Raw genomic sequence first — 17,650 nt, forward strand, 5'->3', positions numbered from 1 at the left:
GTTAACCACATGTTACAATTTTGTGAAAACTAAGAATAGTTAATAAAACTTATAAAATCTTTTTGTAATTAATGTAAGTAACATAGTAATGAGGTTATTAAACTGAACACTCCACCCTTCCAAAAACTAATTCTTTATTTTAAAGCGATTTCATTTTATAGTGAAAAATAAACAACTTGTCCTTTGGTTTGGAGGTTATGTAGTGCGTATACGGCATGTTCGTTTTAAACTTAGTACGGTGATCATTTTCCTTGTCTGTCTGGTCGTTCTCATTTCACTGATGATCACTGACCTACTAATAAGCCATTCAGTTAGTAAAAACATTCAAGCCAATTCAGAGGAAAAAGCGAGGATCGTCGCGAGGACCGTTTCAAAGTCTCATATAGTTATAGACGCGTTAGAAAACAGGACGTACTCCAACTCCGTTCAAGACTATACAAATGATATTCAAACAGCCACAGAAATGCTGTTTGTTGTGGTTATGGATATGAAGGGGATACGGAGAACACATCCAAACCCTGACGAAATTGGAAAGCATTTTGTGGGAGGAGATGAAAAGCAGGCTCTAAAAGGAAAAGAGTATGTGTCCATCTCAAAGGGTACGTTAGGTGAATCAGTACGTGCATTTACGCCCATTTACAATAAAAATAACGAACAAATCGGAGTAGTGGCAGTCGGAATTTCGTTAAAAAGTGTAGAGACTGCACTTGGACGAAGCCATCGGAGCATATTGATCGTTACGTTTTTTGGACTATTTGTCGGTGTAATCGGAGCTATTTTACTAGCGAGATATATTAAAAGGACACTACTTGGGCTTGAACCCTTTGCCATAGCAAAGATCACAGAGGAAAGAAGCACAATGCTTCAATCCGTTCATGAAGGAATTATTGCGGTGGATCATCAATCGACGATCACACTCGTTAACAAGTCGGCTCTTCAAATTTTTCAAAAAGCTGGCCTAGATTCCAATCCAGTTGGGATGAACATTCATGATTATATGCCTTCTACTGGATTGGATCGAGTTTTACAGACAGGTGAGCCTGAGCTAGATGAAGAACAGAACATTAACGGTGTCTCGATTCTCGTCAATCGTGTCCCACTGTTGGTCAATGGACAAGTGGTCGGAGCCATTTCCACCTTCCGTGATAAAACCGAGGTCAATCAGCTTGCCGAACAATTAACAGGAGTCAGAGCCTATACAGATGCGCTTCGTGCCCAATCACATGAATTTATGAACCGTCTTCATGTGATTCGAGGAATGATCGAGTTAAAGTCTTACAGAGAACTCACAGATTTTATTCGTACCTTGGTCAATTATCGAAACCAAGAGTTTGGAAACATCACCGAACATTTCAAGGACCCTGCTCTTGGAGGATTTATACTAGGAAAATCGAGTTATGCCAGGGAACAAAACGTCAATCTCACGATAGAAACTGGGGCCGTCATTCCTGAACCAGCCGATCAAAAAACCACACATGAGCTGATTACCATTCTCGGCAATGTGATCGATAATGCGATCGAGGCAATGACCGAGAGCGAAGAAAAAACGCTTGAAGTGAGTTTTGCCTATGATGGTGAGTGGCTAGACATAGAAGTGATGGACTCCGGACCAGGAATACCTGAAGAAACGCAAAAAAGAATCTTTGAAAAAGGCTACTCCACAAAAGGAGACAATAGAGGGTACGGACTACACTTAGTGGAAAAAAGCGTCCAAACTCTTGGTGGGGAACTCCATATCGACTCGAAATGGATGTTAGGAACCAATGTTTATATAAAAATACCTTATAAAAGCAAAGAGGTGGTATCGTGATTAAGGTTCTAATTGTTGAAGATGACCCGATGGTTGCTGAAATTAATAAACGTTATCTCCAAGATATGAAAGGATTTCATCTTTCAGGCATGGTCCATACCGTAAAGGATGCGATTGGATTTCTGCAAAAGGAATCCGTTGAGCTTATTTTACTAGATGTATATATGCCAGGTGATAGCGGACTACTTTTGTTAAAATATATAAGAGAACATCATCTAGAAATAGATGTGATCCTCATTACAGCTGCTGGTGAGAAAGATAAAATTCAAACAGCTCTTAGGTTCGGTGCCGTTGATTATTTAATCAAACCATTTGAATTTGATCGATTTCAACAAGCACTGCTGAAGTTTCAAGATAAATATCTGTTCTTCGCGAATCATGCTGTGCTTAAACAAGAAGAGCTTGATGATCGAATCCTGAGTACAGAGCAAACCCAAATCGAAGAGCCAATCATTGATTTGCCTAAAGGATTAACAAGCAGTACTCTACAAGTTGTAGTAGAGGTGATGAAAACAAAAGGAACAAACCCGTTCTCTACTGATGATATTTCCGAAAGTACGTATATCTCACGTGTATCAGTAAGGAAATATTTAAAGTTCTTAACCCAGCTAGGTGTATTAAAGGAATCATTAACCTACGGGATTGGTAGACCAGTATATTTATATACTCTACAAGAAGAAAAACTAAACCAAGTGGACATGTATCTTTAAAAAGTGCATTTCCACTTTTTTTAATTTAATAAAGTTGTATAGTTACAAAATCTATCAAACCTTGGTCTTTTTCTTTACGATGTAGAAAGATTGAAAGCGATTACCAAAGGGGTAGATGTCATTGATAAAAAGCAATCTAAAAGAAGAAGCAATCAAACTTCATAAAAAACATTTAGGGAAAATTGAGATTGTCAGCAAAATTGATGTAACTACTGAGGAACAACTTAGTCTCGTATACACACCTGGAGTGGCAGACGTATGTAAAGCAATTGTAGAGAATCCTGAACAAGTCGATGTATTAACATCCAGAGGACATATGGTCGCCATCGTGACGGATGGAACAGCCGTTTTAGGCTTGGGTGATATTGGACCAAAGGCAGCCCTCCCTGTTATGGAAGGAAAAGCTCTTCTTTTTAAAAAGTTTGCCAATGTGGATGCTTTTCCACTTTGCCTAGATACGAAAAATGTGGATGAGATCGTCGGAATCATTAAGGCACTATCTCCTAGTTTTGGAGGAGTAAATCTTGAAGATATCTCCGCTCCTCGTTGCTTCGAAATAGAAGAACGATTAAAGCAAGAACTTGATATCCCTGTTTTTCATGATGATCAGCACGGAACAGCCATTGTCGTTCTTGCTGCTTTAATCAATGCGGTAAAAGTAGTCAATAAACAGCACCGGTCCCTTAAAATTGTGATTAACGGTGCAGGAGCAGCCGGAATTGCGATTGCAAAGCTGCTGATGCAGGCAGGGTTTCAAGACATCACCCTTGTGAGCCTTGAAGGTGTAGTCAGCAAAGGCGAAAGTTGGATGAATTCGGCCCAAAAAGAGATGGCGGAAGTGACCAATCTAAAAAGAGTTCGCGGAACATTAGCTGACGCGATTCATGGAGCAGATGTGTTTATTGGAGTATCTGGCCCCGGCGCTATGAAGCCAGAACATATTCAGTCAATGGCGAAGGATCCCATTGTGTTTGCCATGGCAAACCCGATCCCAGAGATATACCCAGAAGAAGCCCTTGCTGCAGGTGCAGCTGTAGTAGGAACAGGTCGATCCGATTACCCGAACCAAGTAAATAATTTACTTGCCTTCCCTGGTATATTCCGAGGCGCCATGGATGCAAAAGCAAAGGATATAACAACAGAGATGAAATTGGCTGCTGCTTATGCGATTGCAGAGGCTGTTTCAGAAAAAGATGTAAAAGCCGACTATGTCATTCCGAGCGCACTGGATGAGAGAGTGGCAAAAATGGTGGCCAAAGCCGTTTCGGCCGCTGCTATTCAGCAGAACAAAAGCAAAAATTCGATATCAGTATCGTAAAACGCCCTTTTCGGGTCACAGATTCCGTTACCTGTTGCAAAATCAAAAATGTAGCCCCATTTGTACTGCATGGCTCAGTTCACAATACTGAGCCATTTTTGCTTGCCTGTTGAACTAAGCTCCCTTCCCAACCATAAAAGAGCGAACTGATGGATCCAGGATTCAGCAGGGTTTGATAATTAAGCGGAGAAATTCCTCTTAATTGTCTAATAGCAATGAAAATAGCATAATTAGACGGAGAGATTCCGGCTATTTGCTCAAAAAACGGAAAAATGGGTAATTTTACTTTGCTTAATCGGAAAATCTCCGCTTATATACCCTGAACAGAGCTCTACTCTGCATTTTAACCGGAAAACCTCCGCTTATTTTCATATTTTTTTGAAAGATAAATTGTATATGTTATTTCCACCAAATAAACAAATTGGCAATCATATTAACTTACATTTTTTATGTTTGTGATAAGAAACGGAACCTGTTACATTTCTGGGTGTTTTTTCTTTTATAAAAAATTTTCATATGAATGTATATTTTTTTAAAAGGTACAAAATATATAGCTACACCAACGAAAAGGAGAGATTGAAATGGACAGAAACAACCGTGGAAATAACTCTAATCAATTATTAGTACCTGGGGCAGAACAAGCTCTTGAACAAATGAAGTACGAAATTGCTAGTGAATTTGGTGTAAATTTAGGACCTGAAACATCTGCACGTGCAAACGGATCAGTAGGTGGAGAAATCACAAAACGCCTAGTGAGAATGGCCGAACAATCAATGGGCGGCAGCTTCCGCTAATTTTGTAATAATTTATCCTTAGTTTTATGTCTTGGGAGAGGTAATCTAACTTACCTCTCCCATTTATTTTGTTGCGTTTCCCAGTATCTTGTAAATACTTGAGGAAATAAGTCGTAATTTCCTTGGAAATATTCGACACGGTTCTTAAGCGGTGAACAGTACTTAGATAAATGCACAAAAAACACTGAAGAAACGCCATTAACATATGATCAGCCTCTATTCATACAACTACGTTCTCTTATATCCTTTCTTGATTATTACTACCAATAGGACCACTAAGAGCGAGACGATACTTAACACTTCTTTAAAAAATTGAGGAATAGGAAGAACATTTTTGACGATCATTACAGCAATTACTGAAAACAAGATGACGGTTGAATGTTTAGAGATGAAGTTCATAGATCTCTCCTTTTTATTTTCTTATATAAAAAAATAATACTTGCACAAATAATAGAAACTCCTAGTAATGAAATTATATAAGCATATGGGGAAATCACCGTACCAAAAGCCACTTCGTTTTGGAGCAAGTATACCTCCCCTTGCATGTCCGGTTTATAGTACATGGTTTTTATATAACCTATTCCTATGGTACTTAATATATATATGATATGTAGAATGATTGAAGCCATAAAAGCTTGTAAAACTGTTTTCATAGATACCTCTTTTTTGCAAAAAAGTCCTTTAAGAACATTATCTTAAAGGACTTGGGAGTAGAAAATATTTTGCGACAAGGTTTTTGGACAGTTTTTACGTTCGTCTCTTATAATTTAAACTTTCCCGTCATTTCCTTCATGGTGGATGACATTATAACAAGCTCTTCAATAGACTCCGTCATATGTGACACCAATCGTTCTTGCTCTAATGTAATATCTACGGTTTTCCTTACTTCAGTTGATGCTTGCTCAGCAATATTTGCTGTCTCTTTAGCTGATGCTGTGATTTCTTCCGTTGCTGCAGACATTTCTTCAGATGTTGCTGTCACTTCTTGGATCTTTACATTCACTTCCTGTATGGCTCCTAGAATGTTTTTAAAAACCATTCCCGTTTCTCCTACCGAATGGATTCCTTCTTTTACATCGTCTAAAACAATCTTCATTTTCTCTGCTGTTACATTCGTATCACTATTAATTTTTTCAATAATGTTTCGTATATTAACGGTTGAACTTTCGGATTGCTCGGCTAGTTTACGCACTTCATCAGCGACCACTGCAAACCCTTTACCTGCTTCTCCCGCACGTGCTGCTTCAATCGCTGCATTTAATGCAAGTAAATTCGTTTGAGAGGCGATCCCTTGAATAATTTCTACAATCGATTCAATATCCTTGGAATGGGCTAGTAATGCCATAATTGAGGTTGATGATTCATTGACTGAACGACTAATCGTATTCATTTGTTCCACTAAAGCATTCACTTTTTGATTTCCCACTTCTATTTCGCTCTGTGTCTTGGAAGAAAGTTCAGTTACAACTGCTGAATTTACGGCAACGTCGTTAATACTCTCTGACATTTCTTCTATGATTTTTGCACTTTCATCCAGGCTCTTATATTGGATTTCCACAGATGAAGCCATTTGTTCCATGATTACCGATATTTCATTACTTGCCCCTTTTGTTTCGTTGGCACTTACTAATAATTGAGACGTTGTTCCACTCATTGTTACCGAGCTTTGATTGATTACCCCAATCATCCTCTTTAATTCTTGAAGCATGTGATTAAATGAATCTGTTAAACTTCCAATTTCATCTTTCCTATTGGATTCAATGGTAACAGTTAAATCACCTTTTCCAATTAATTCGACCTTCTTGGCTAAATGTTTTAATGGATTGACGAGTGACACTGTGGCTAAGGAAATCAATAATATACTCAATACTACTATTCCAACTGTCATCCACATTAACTTTATTTTGCTCGCCTGCAGAGACGAATACACCAAACTAGCATCTAAATCTGCACCTAATATCCCCATTAACTCTCCAGAATCAGACTTTATCGGTATGTAGGCTGAAACTAAGGCACCGTACTCTTCCGAATAAGTCAGCTCCCCAACTTGTGACTCGCCCGTTTCAAAAGCCTTAACGAGTAATGGGTAGTCATCAACTCCATCCTCAACATCACCAATAGCTGAGGCATCATCTGTATCAAGTGGCATTCCATCGACCATGTAGATATATTCATACTTGCCATCCTTTTCCTGCCTACTCATCGTATATAAATAGACTAATCCATTGGTTTCTCGTATTTCGTTTAGACGTTCTCTCAATTCAAAATAGTAATCCGTTTCTCCTGACTCTAGTGAGATTTCCTCATATTGATCCAAATCAATCACTTTTACAGCATTTTCAGTAATCGATAACGCTTGGTCCCCTAATGAACTAGTAATGACATTTTGGGACGTTTGAAAAGATACATAGCTAGTTACGATTCCAGATAGTAATATTAAACTGGAGAAAATAACGATCATTTTCAATTTTATACTCTTGCTCATAGATGTCTCCCTCTTAAATACCAATAATAGGACTATTATACTAAAAAAAGGGAAATTAATCTAATTCTTTGTTGTTCGACAAAGCCGATAATTCAAAAAAGGAAATTCACCTTAGAAATATAGCTTTTAATCCTTTTTCTAAAAAAACTGCCTTTATAACAATACGGGGCAAAAATCCTAAATGGATTAATGCCCTATTTGAAACTTTTATGGTAAGATTCCTACTAATTAAACTGATATATAAGTATTCGAATTAGATGTATCGGTATTTAGGTTTTCCTTTTCTCTTTCAGCATTGGGAAAATCGTTTACTATCCTTTCTGGAAAGCAAATGAAAATTTTAAGAGTGTGGTTTATCTATCTGACCCCAACATAACAACAATCATTTAAATAAATGCTCGCTATGAATCTGATGAAAAAGAGATAGAAAATGGTTGCTTTTCTCCCCCCTTTTGGAAACTTAATTCTGTTGAATACTGACATTATCGAGGGTAACATTCGTAGTGGCATTTCCCTCAAGAATATTGCCAAGTTCAAAAACAATCTTGCCGTCTTCATAAGTTTCTTCAGACATAACAAAGGTAAAGTAATAGCGTTTCATCTCTGTAGTTAAATCCAATGTTTGAGTAGGCATATAGCTAATGAACCAAGGTTCTGTACTTAATTCCTTGCCAATATTAACATTTACTTTCCTTGGAAAATCTGCTCTAGCATGAAACTCGACTGTATAGCTACTTCCATGTTCAAAAAGTAGCCCCTTCTGATAGATTTGAGGTGAATAGGTTGCTTGACCGATTTTGTCAATCGCTATCTTCAGTTCTCCATTTTCAGCAGACATCGTTCCTTCTCCATATCCGCTCCACTGGTCTCCCCACCACGAGTTCCATTCATCCGTTCCAGCTGAAAATGTCCCATTATCAATTCCAGGTGTAGAAACTGGCTCCTTCTGAGACGGTGCATCCTTCACTTTTAAAACCACATTGTCAATGAATACATCATGGCTGCCCATTGGTGACAAAACATTTTTACCAAGAAGCATCTTGAAGGAAGCTATGTCATCTATTGGCATATTGAATTCATATGTGAATTGCTGCATTTGATCAGTCAGTTTCAATGTCTCACTAAAAAATCTTGTGTACTGGGCATTTTCAACTGTGACCTCAACGTCTCTTTCCTTGGTAGAACGTGCAGCAAACGAAAGCTCATAGACGACTCCTTTAGCAAGGCTTACATTCGGCTGTTCCAAAATGACACTCCATACTTCATTTCCTTCACTGCCAATACTTACTTTGGCTTCACCATTTTCGACAGCAATAGCAGCCTCGGCATCATAGTGTATATAATTCGTCCACGAAGTCAGTCCACTGATAAAATCGCCATTTTTTAATGGGTACAAGTCAACGTTTCCATAATCTGGTGTGTTGGAGGTTTTGAGCAAGACCACCTGATCCATGTAGACATCTCCATTTCCACCACCATAGTTAAAGACGATTTGAGCTTCTGAATCAGATACTTCTTCTGGCATTGTGAACGAAAATGTTTTCTCTTCCATTGCGGAAGTAAGTTCAATCTTTTTCACTCCAGAATAATTTACCGTGCCGTCCTTATCTAAAAGAGCCACTTGAATGGTTCTTGGTTCATCTGCCCTTGCTTTAAATGTAGCTTTATAATCATTTCCCTTAACCAAATACATTCCTTTCTGGTTAAGCTGGACAGCTTCTGGATTGCTACCTCCATCTTCAATCGATACATGCAGTTCTCGAGTTTCTTCTGAAACAGATGCTGCTGCTAAGGCATCGATTTTTGAAAAATTCCAGAACATCAACCGATCCATGCCCCCCTGATCAAACGTACCATTATAAACATGATTTCCATCTGGGAGTGGTTTCTTCGGTGCATCGTTATCTACTGGAGCCCCTGTAATATCTTCCACTCTTACATTACCAATCCAGACGGGGTTGGTTCCGTTGCCACCAAGATTGAATTCAAGCCTTGCTGCAATATCAGTTTCGTTCAGCATATCAAAGGTAAATTCATAGGATTGTAGATCACTAGTAAGCTTAAACGACTCTTCATTCGAATATTTCACCCAACCACGTGAAGGGCCAGCACCAGCTTTGACCATGATATTCCTAGCATCTGAAGACTTGGCGTCGAAGCTTACTTTATATTTTCCTCCATTGACAAGCGAGATGTTCTGAATCATCTGTAAAGAATAAAGCTGTGAACCAGGATTCACAATATTCGTTCGAGCAAAATTCTTACCGTTGATTTCTTCCACAGTAAGACTTCCATCTCCACCAAACTCAGGTAAATGGACAAAGTTCCAATACAATGGATTAAGCTCCACTCCTGACTGATCGACTTCTGTAATCGTTTCTTCATAATTTTGATCATAAATTAAATTGCCATCTTCCAAAGGTTGCTTCGCATCTGCTGGCAAAACAACTGGTCCTGAAACCGGCTCTACCGGCTCACGGTAGTCTCTTTTCTTCAAGTCATACACTCTAACATAGTCAATTTCCATTTGTTTAGGGAATTGGGTTGTTTCATCTGGATCACCATCAAACCAACCGCCAACTGCTAGATTCATAATTAAATAGAATTCTTGATCAAAAGGAGCAGGATAGGAATAATTTGCTGCATTGTCCTTCCCTTTTGAATACCATTTATTCTGAGTTTGATAGAGTTCTCCATCCACATACCATCGTAGCTCTCCCGGCTCCCACTCTAGAGCATATGTATGCCAGCTGTCGATTCCTCTATTTTTAGGAAATTCATATTCTTTGCCGGTGTACTTGTTATTTGGCCAGCCTTCTCCATAATGAATTGTACCTGCAACGTTATACGGTCTGCTTCCCCATCCCTCGACAATGTCAATCTCCCCTGAGGCTGCCCAGCTACCATATTTATCTTCTTCAGGAAGCATCCAAATGGCAGGCCATAATCCCTTTCCTACAGGAAATTTTGCTTTTATTTCGTACCTACCATACTTCTTACTAAATAGACCTTTTGTTTTGAGCTTAGCCGAAGTATAATCATATGTTCCAAACTTGTCTGTAACCTGCTCTTTTTTAGCTTTGATGACAAGCTTGCCATCATTAATAAAAGCGTTTTCATTTGAGTCCGTATAATATTCTTTCTCGTTGTTTCCCCATCCGGGAGTGATACCATTTCCGTTTTGATCGGTTATCCAGTTCCCGATATCAAAAGTCCATTTGGTCCTATCAATATCTGTACCGCTGAATTCATCTGACCAAACAAGGGACCAATCTGATTTGTTCTGTTTTACAACCTGATTTGAGATTGCTTTTCCATTTCCTTGTTTGACATTCGTTCCAGCGAAACTTGTGCCAGGCAGAATCATCATTGCACTTAGTAAAATCGCAAGTGTTCTTTTCAATCCAATTCCTCCCTACTAATAGAAGATTTTTAAAATTGCTGTAACCATGACTCTACTATTTAGATAAGCTTTTCTCCCGATAGAATTTCGGAAACTACTTGCAAACTCTTGAAGACTATATGTACAAGAAAGTTTCCAAAAGAGTCTAAAAAAACACCACCTCCTTAATAGAACATCATTCAGTTGCTTTTTGTTTTAACAAGGAGGCAGTCCATTTTTAGTTTCTCGTTTTTATCCGTGTAAATTGCCTACTGATTTCCACTTCATACTCTTTCGCCTTAAAGTAGCTTAGCTTTTTATAATATAAGTAGTAATAGAGTGCTCTGGTAGTACAGCCGTTGTAACCTTCCCTTCAAGTGATATTGTGATTGTTTCTGACTTGTCTTCCTCATTCATCACGACTACAACAATAGAGCCATCTTCGTTCTGGAAGGAAACTGCCTTCAACGTTTCGTGATGAAGATCATGCGCAATTCTTGTCGCATTCGGTTTGATGTATTTACTGAAATGACCAATATAGTAATAGGAGCTATTATAGTGAATCTCTCCCGTCTTTGTATCCACAATAATCGGGGCATCACAATAGTTGCCTACATGGTTTGGGCCCCCCTGTTCATTTAGGACGATATTCCAGTCAATCCAGCCTTCAAGCCAATTGTTGATATCTCCCATGATGTTCCGCGCATAGCGTTCTCCTGTATGCCAGGCTCCAAGCTTAACTCCACCTTCGATACATCCCTCAGTGAAAATTAAATGCTTATCAGGAAAATCATCATGAATTTTGCTTAAATTCTCAAACTCCTCAGAAACATACCAATGAAGACCAGTGCCCCAAATATATTTGGAAGCATCAGAGTCTGACAAAATGATCTTTGCCCGTTCATATGCAACATCACGATTATGATCCCAGATGATAAGCTTCTTGTCCTGAAGCCCCTCCTGCTCCATAACTGGACCCAAATGGTTTTTGACAAAATCCCTTTCTTCTTCAGCTGTATACCTGCAGGAATCCCAGACTTGAGTCGCTTCAGGTTCATTCTGTACAGTAATACCCCAGATTGGAATCCCTTCCTGCTCCATGGCTTTGATATATTTTGTATAGTACAAAGCCCAAGTGTGGTAGAATTCTGGCTTCAGCTTCCCACCGTTATTCATTTCATTATTCGTTTTCATCCACGCAGGAGGACTCCAAGGAGAAGATAGAATCGTCAATTCCTCTCCCCTTGTTTTCACAGCATCTTTAATGAGCGGTAGTACATACTTTCTTTCACGCTCAATGGAAAAGCTTTTAAGCTCCGTATCATTTTCTTCCACATACGTGTAATTCTCTAATGCAAAATCACAGCTATGGATATGGGTTCTGCCCAAGCTATAGTTTAGTCCTGTTTCAGGGTTAAAATAGCTATCGATCACCCTTGCCCGGTCTGCTTCGGGAATTTGTGCAAGCGTATAGGCTGCTGCTTCTGTGAAGGCTCCTCCAAATCCCATAAAGCGTTGAAACGTCTGTTCAGGATCAAGCTTAAGCATGATTGCTTGCTCATCTGTTTCAGCCGTACACGTTAGGTTTCCTTTGTCAGTGAAACGCTCTCCAGTATTCTTTGCAGTTTGAATCATCTTGATTTCCATCCATCTGCACCCCATCTCTATTAATCTAGATAAACGTCCATTCTTTCTATTTTTCCGCCTCTTATATCCGTTGCATATGTTTCTTGAATTCTTTCTCCTGCAATTTCCACCTTGCTGCCATCCATATGAAGGATATATTTAACAGCCCTCACTCCATCAGGTCCAAATGTGTTTTTTCCAGAAGGATTGTGGTAGGTTATGTCGGTATGTCCTAATAACTTAAAGTGTACCCTTCCATTTTTATCAAATAGCCATGTTGGCAAAATAGGCTGTAACTTTAGTGTCAATTCAGAATCTTGCACTGTGAAGAATTCTTTCCCAACCATCATTAATTGCCAGATGCTTAAAAATTCCGCGGTCGTGCCACTAAGCCTTGCGACAAAACCCTGACCGTGAAGGCTTTGGTCCGGATTTACACTGCTAGCAATAAAGGATGAATTTTCAAGAATACTTCTTCCGTATACTTCTGGATCCATGAATGGTGGAAGCACATTTGTCAGATCATCAAAAAACTCTTCATATAAACCAGACTTCAGAACACTAAGGAGATATTTAAATTCCATATGCATGAAGATGGATTCCCGCTCTAGCCAGCCCGGCGTGAAGGCTCTGGCTCGTCCAATTTCAAAACTCTGTTCCTCTAATGAAGCGGATGTTTTATACATTTTCAAGTTCGTGTCGAATATCTCTGAATTCCTTACATGCTCATAAATTGACTTAGCTGATCGGGAGTCTGTACTCTTCATTTCTCTCGCAGGACCTTCTAGGAAGTGTGGAAGCATAGAAACATCGAAAGATTCAACCTTTACAAGCGGAAGTCCCTTTTTATTATTTGTTTTCTCTTTGCCGCCTTCGTCGGTGATCTTCTTCCATGTCACTGCTTCGAAACAGAAATAGGTAGGAATAAGTCCATTGCCCATTTTTGTTGCTCGATCAATTCCTACTTTCGTTTTCTCCAGCATAAGGTTGGCATAACCAGCAAGTGCTTGGTTAGATAGGCTCACTTCCTGACCTTTAAAGCCCTTTCTAACTTCTTCACGATACTGTTCACGGGCACTTGTTACCTGATCCCAATAGGCGAAATCATTCAATTGACCCTCTCTATATTGTGTTAGGCTGTCATTGATGGAATCGAGTAATTCGCATACTTCAATCGGTAGTAAAATATCCCCTTCCACTTCCTGTCCAGAAGCATTAACAAACTCAAGAAGGCGTTTCAGCTCAAGTGTTTCACTCATCGCTGAACCGAATAAACCTGGAAGTCCGTTCATTGAATCATTCCAACCTGGTTTGTTCGCTTCCATCTCCACGCCCATTCCGTATGGATCCAGAGTAGAAAATTTGATCAGAGCAAGATTGAATAGTTTGCTGTATAAGTTTGCTGTGTAGAATTCACCGTTTGATCTCATCATCCAGTTTGAACCTTGCTGGTGTTCTCCTTCCAAAATCGCATCATACTGACGGACCTTCCCATCAGTAAGGACATATTTTTCCGAACGAGGATGAACAAATACAGGGCTGTAGAAATATTTGTAGTCATGTTCTTCAAAAAGTAGCTGCTTTCTTTTTTCTGGGAAAACCTTCAGGTAATTTTCAATCAAATCCAAATTATACGTCCAATGATCCATCCAATAGCCTTCTCCGAACTCCGCCTCAATGTTTTGGCTGCTCTTTGAAAGAATCTTTTTAAGAAAATCAGGAAGTGATAATTGTAGTTGGATGCCTCTGTCTGAGATGGTCTGGAGCAAATCTCCAGGTGTAAATGTTCCCTCAAGCTTTTTCTTAATAAAATTGACATCTGTTGCATCGCTAACAATCTCCTCGAGCCAGGTCCATTCTGTCTGATTAGCAATCTCAAAGCTTGCTCCCTTTACCACAAGAGGGTTATATCCATCGGCCTGGATTAGGCTCATAAACAACTTGATATTATAAACGCCCGTTTCCGGATGAAAAAATACATCATTCCGACGATTTTGATTCACATCTCGGAAATTCCCATTTCCCTGGGAGAAAAATTCAGGAGCAAGAGAGAAAAAGTTATAGTCTCTTTCAAGGTCCCCGTGTTTTCTGGAAAACACATAATATACAAATGGTGTGTTCTCAGTCTCCAGTAAAATTGGATAGCCTCCGCGCAGGACATTGTCAAGGTAACTCTGTTTCACATAAGCATCAAATAAGGGCGAACCCGATTTAGTCATCGCATCTTCAGTAATTTCCGAGACCAGACTCTGGCTTTCGCTATACTTTTGTTTCATATAACCATTTGCCATAACTTCAGCAGCTTTGTCATTAATTATTCCGATGTCCTTCACATGACCAACTAGCGTATAGAATGTTATTTTCTCATTAGATGCAAGCACCTTACCTAAACCAGAAAATCCACATGGTACCCTATTAGATGTTACAGGTTTTGCATTCTTTAAATCCTCGATTGATTTTTGTTCAAATGCATTTGGATAGGAAAGTGAGCTGTTATAACCAAAAATCAAATCGGTATCAACAATTGGTAAAATCAATTCCCCATCTTCTGTAAAGCTTAAATAAAAATGCCCTTTTGAAACCTCTTCGACTTCTGCCGAATCATTCGTCGACGAACGGACCCTGTAATAGGGGATCCCGTTCTCAAGGTTAAAAACGTCCATCCAGCTTTTTAGCGTATTTCCAACTGCTTTGTAGGCAGCATCATCAATTCCAAAAGGTATAATAGCCGGAAGTCCGTCTAGTACCTCTAGTGACATAGTTGTTTCAGTAATATTCTCGATTTCCACTTTACGTACCAAGGCACCGAAGTTTTCATTCGGAAGCGTAAAATACGTAACGAGTGTGTTCACCCCAATCGAACGGTTCACTTCTTCAATCTTCAATTCATTCTCTTTTATATACATATTTCTAGTGCATCCTTTAGTAGAGCCATGGGCTGAAAATGGTTCAAGGATGGTTGCTCCCTTTTCACCTGCGATTTTTACAAATGTACGAAATCCATTCATAGAAACTCGCTGGTACGCTTGGTTTGCTGGGAAGAACTCTGTAATCGCATGGTTTTTATCCTGAACACCAAAGCTCACCATTGCCTGCCCACGGTTTACATAAAATGACCAAATTGGAATTCCATATAGGCCGGCAAGCCCTGGCAGAAAGCTTGAAAAGGTTTTAGCCTGGTCAAATTGTTCAATTACAAAATATTGATTCTCGTCAATTCGGTATTTTTCCATCATACTCACTCCGGTCCTTTGAATTTAGATTGATCGGTTCTTGATAATTTCTGAATAACGATAGCCGCTGTCCTTTAAAATTCTCTCCTGCGTTTCAAAGTCAACATAGGTGATTCCAAAACGTTTTTCGTACCCAAATGCCCATTCAAAATTGTCGAGAAGAGACCATAGATAATAGCCAGCGATATTCATCCCTTCTTCATTCAGCTCGGCCACAGCACGAATGTGTTGTTCAACATACTCCTCACGGTCTTGGTCACGGACTCTGTTGTCCTCTGACACCTGATCATCAAAAGCTGCACCATTTTCAGTAATATAGATTGGTAGTTTCGTATACTCTGCTCGAAGGCGGTGAATAAGGTCCTTGAATTCTGCATGTGAGATGTCCCAGCCCATTCCTGTCTTAGGGTAGTTAGAGTAAGCAGACCTATATAGAAAATCTGATGCTGCATTAAATTCAACCAAACCACGGCTGTAAAAATTAATTCCAAAGAAATCACACTCAATTGAAATCTTCTCCAAATCACCGTTTTGAATAAATTCATAAGAATGAACATATTTGGAGAACAAATTCATCATGTCGACTGGATAAGAACCTTTTAACACAGGATCAAGAAACCATCTGTTAGAATAGCCATCAGCATTATTGGCAGCCAATCGATCATTTACCGAACTGCTCGCAGCGTACATAGGTGACAGATTTAGCGTAATACCAATCGGTGTTGTGGAAGCAAATTTCTCTTTCAACAAGGACACTGCCTCCCCGTGGGAAAGAAGAATATGATGTACTGCTTTTAGAGCTTCTTCCATATTGGTGTGACCCGGAGCATGTATTCCCTGGTGATAACCGAGGAAACCGGCACACCAAGGCTCATTATGGGTGATCCAATAATCCACTTGGCTATCCAGCTCTTCAAAGCATTTTTCCGCATATTCGATAAACCAGTTAACAGATTCACGATTTGTCCATCCACCCTGTTCATGAGCCCACATCGGTAAATCCCAGTGATAGAGCGTAACGGCAGGCTTTATTCCATTTTCAATCAAACGTTTGATTAAATTTTTGTAAAAGTACATTCCGGCTTGATTATATTGTCCCTGCTCAGGAAAAATCCTTGGCCAGGCAATTGAAAACCGGTAGGAATCTACACCAAGAGTTTTGAGCACCTCGATGTCCTTTTCATATAAATGATAATGATCACAAGCAACATCCCCTGTATCCATGTTGAATACTTTTCCAGGAATCCGTGAAAATTCATCCCATATGGATAGACCTCTTCCATCCTCCTGATAAGCACCTTCAATTTGGTAGGAAGAAGTTGCCGTTCCAAAAATAAAATCCTTAGAAAATTTATTCATGTGAAGTTCTCCTTAAATTTAATTGTCCTGTTTTTGATAAACCTTTATATAATCAATCATCATCTGCTGAGGAAATGTAGTAGTCTCGTCGGGGTATCCCGGCCATTTCCCGCCGACAGCAAGGTTGAACTGCAAATAAAACTCTCTGTCAAAAGGTGCATATCTAGGAACATTCTCTCCCGTTTCTTCTGGTTTGCTGAACCATTGGTTCTGCCTGGCATACAGGACTCCATCTACATACCACCTAAACTCTCCTGGTTCCCAGTCCAAGGTAAAGACATGAAAATCATCCGAAAACTTCGCGTTTCCAGGCAATGTATAATTATCACCGGTGTAAGTGTGAGGCAGCCCATAATGAAGGGTTCCATAAACAGTGCCAGGCTGATGGCCAATCTGTTCCATAATGTCGATTTCCCCGCAAGCAGGCCATCCGGTATAACGCTCCTTGTCTTCAGGCATCATCCAGATTGCTGGCCAGATTCCTTGGCCTTCTGGTAATTTGGCCCGAATCGAAAAGCGCCCGTATTTCCATGCTGCTTTTCCCTTAGTAGTCAACTTTGCAGAAGTATAATCCATCTTTTCATAAGCTTCCTGTCTTGCCTCAAGGATGAGCATTCCATTCTCTATTCTTGCGTTTTTTTTGCGAGCAGTGTAATATTGGGACTCTTCATTCCCGAACCCCCAGCCACCCTCAACAAAATTCCATTTTCTTGCATCTATTTCCGGAAGTTTAAAAGAATCTTCCCAAATTAAATTCCACTGTTGTGAATCATGCAATTTTGAAAGCGTAGTCATTTCTTTGTTTTGAGTAAGTTTTTGGTCTATCTCATTGGTTGGTTTCATCTAAACCTCTCCCTTCTTGGAGCAGAATTTTGTAGGATAGACACCTATTCCCTAACTCTTATTTTACCTTTGCTTGCCTGACATCTTGAG

Annotated in this window: 11 protein-coding genes; 4 read left to right on the top strand and 7 right to left on the bottom strand. The window is 39.5% G+C overall.

Features of this window, described 5'->3' with window-relative positions; genetic code table 11:
• Window positions 1-202: 202 nt before the first annotated feature.
• The 4 genes from dcuS (at window position 203) to ACRX5O_RS12215 (ending at window position 4,632) form a co-directional block, all read left to right on the top strand.
• Entirely contained in the window at window positions 203-1,810 is a 1,608-nt protein-coding gene (gene dcuS / locus ACRX5O_RS12200) for a DcuS/MalK family sensor histidine kinase (protein ID WP_433906205.1), read from the top strand.
• Entirely contained in the window at window positions 1,807-2,520 is a 714-nt protein-coding gene (locus ACRX5O_RS12205; protein WP_433906206.1) for a response regulator, read from the top strand. Before dcuS ends, ACRX5O_RS12205 begins: the two co-directional genes overlap by 4 nt.
• A 121-nt stretch (window positions 2,521-2,641) precedes the next feature.
• A complete protein-coding gene (locus tag ACRX5O_RS12210) occupies window positions 2,642-3,838 on the top strand; it encodes an NAD(P)-dependent malic enzyme (protein WP_433906207.1) in 1,197 nt (398 codons plus the stop codon).
• Between the two features lie 581 nt (window positions 3,839-4,419).
• Window positions 4,420-4,632 (top strand): alpha/beta-type small acid-soluble spore protein, encoded by a 213-nt coding sequence (locus ACRX5O_RS12215; protein ID WP_251521977.1) that lies wholly within the window; start codon window positions 4,420-4,422, stop codon window positions 4,630-4,632.
• A gap of 228 nt (window positions 4,633-4,860) precedes the next feature.
• Here the strand turns inward: ACRX5O_RS12215 and ACRX5O_RS12220 are convergent, their stop codons facing one another.
• From ACRX5O_RS12220 to ACRX5O_RS12250, 7 genes are all read right to left on the bottom strand, one after another.
• Window positions 4,861-5,031 carry a hypothetical protein gene (locus tag ACRX5O_RS12220; RefSeq protein WP_433906208.1) on the bottom strand — a complete coding sequence of 57 codons (171 nt, stop codon included), beginning with the start codon at window positions 5,029-5,031 and terminating at the stop codon, window positions 4,861-4,863.
• Between the two features lie 361 nt (window positions 5,032-5,392).
• Window positions 5,393-7,117, bottom strand: coding sequence for a methyl-accepting chemotaxis protein (locus ACRX5O_RS12225; RefSeq protein WP_433906209.1), 1,725 nt, complete (start codon window positions 7,115-7,117; stop codon window positions 5,393-5,395).
• A 460-nt stretch (window positions 7,118-7,577) separates the two neighbouring features.
• Window positions 7,578-10,520: a carbohydrate binding domain-containing protein gene (locus tag ACRX5O_RS12230; RefSeq protein ID WP_433906210.1), complete on the bottom strand. Its 2,943-nt coding sequence runs from the start codon at window positions 10,518-10,520 to the stop codon at window positions 7,578-7,580.
• 288 nt (window positions 10,521-10,808) lie between these two features.
• Window positions 10,809-12,146, bottom strand: coding sequence for a glycoside hydrolase family 30 protein (locus ACRX5O_RS12235; protein ID WP_433906211.1), 1,338 nt, complete (start codon window positions 12,144-12,146; stop codon window positions 10,809-10,811).
• A 20-nt stretch (window positions 12,147-12,166) separates the two neighbouring features.
• Window positions 12,167-15,358 carry a cellobiose phosphorylase gene (locus ACRX5O_RS12240; RefSeq protein WP_433906212.1) on the bottom strand — a complete coding sequence of 1,064 codons (3,192 nt, stop codon included), beginning with the start codon at window positions 15,356-15,358 and terminating at the stop codon, window positions 12,167-12,169.
• A gap of 24 nt (window positions 15,359-15,382) precedes the next feature.
• Window positions 15,383-16,717: a GH1 family beta-glucosidase gene (locus ACRX5O_RS12245; protein WP_433906213.1), complete on the bottom strand. Its 1,335-nt coding sequence runs from the start codon at window positions 16,715-16,717 to the stop codon at window positions 15,383-15,385.
• Between the two features lie 18 nt (window positions 16,718-16,735).
• Complete coding sequence (locus tag ACRX5O_RS12250; RefSeq protein WP_433906214.1) at window positions 16,736-17,560, bottom strand: glycoside hydrolase family 16 protein; 825 nt, start codon at window positions 17,558-17,560, stop codon at window positions 16,736-16,738.
• Window positions 17,561-17,650 lie beyond the last annotated feature (90 nt).

The organism is Robertmurraya mesotrionivorans, from assembly GCF_050971805.1.
Lineage (GTDB): Bacteria > Bacillota > Bacilli > Bacillales > Cytobacillaceae > Robertmurraya_A.

Coding starts and splice junctions, on each gene's coding strand:
- ACRX5O_RS12240 (WP_433906212.1), bottom strand. CDS start 15,358: ATGGAAAAATACCGAATTGACGAGAATCAATATTTTGTAATTGAACAA.
- ACRX5O_RS12215 (WP_251521977.1), top strand. CDS start 4,420: ATGGACAGAAACAACCGTGGAAATAACTCTAATCAATTATTAGTACCT.
- ACRX5O_RS12225 (WP_433906209.1), bottom strand. CDS start 7,117: ATGAGCAAGAGTATAAAATTGAAAATGATCGTTATTTTCTCCAGTTTA.
- ACRX5O_RS12220 (WP_433906208.1), bottom strand. CDS start 5,031: ATGAACTTCATCTCTAAACATTCAACCGTCATCTTGTTTTCAGTAATT.
- ACRX5O_RS12250 (WP_433906214.1), bottom strand. CDS start 17,560: ATGAAACCAACCAATGAGATAGACCAAAAACTTACTCAAAACAAAGAA.
- ACRX5O_RS12245 (WP_433906213.1), bottom strand. CDS start 16,717: ATGAATAAATTTTCTAAGGATTTTATTTTTGGAACGGCAACTTCTTCC.
- ACRX5O_RS12235 (WP_433906211.1), bottom strand. CDS start 12,146: ATGGAAATCAAGATGATTCAAACTGCAAAGAATACTGGAGAGCGTTTC.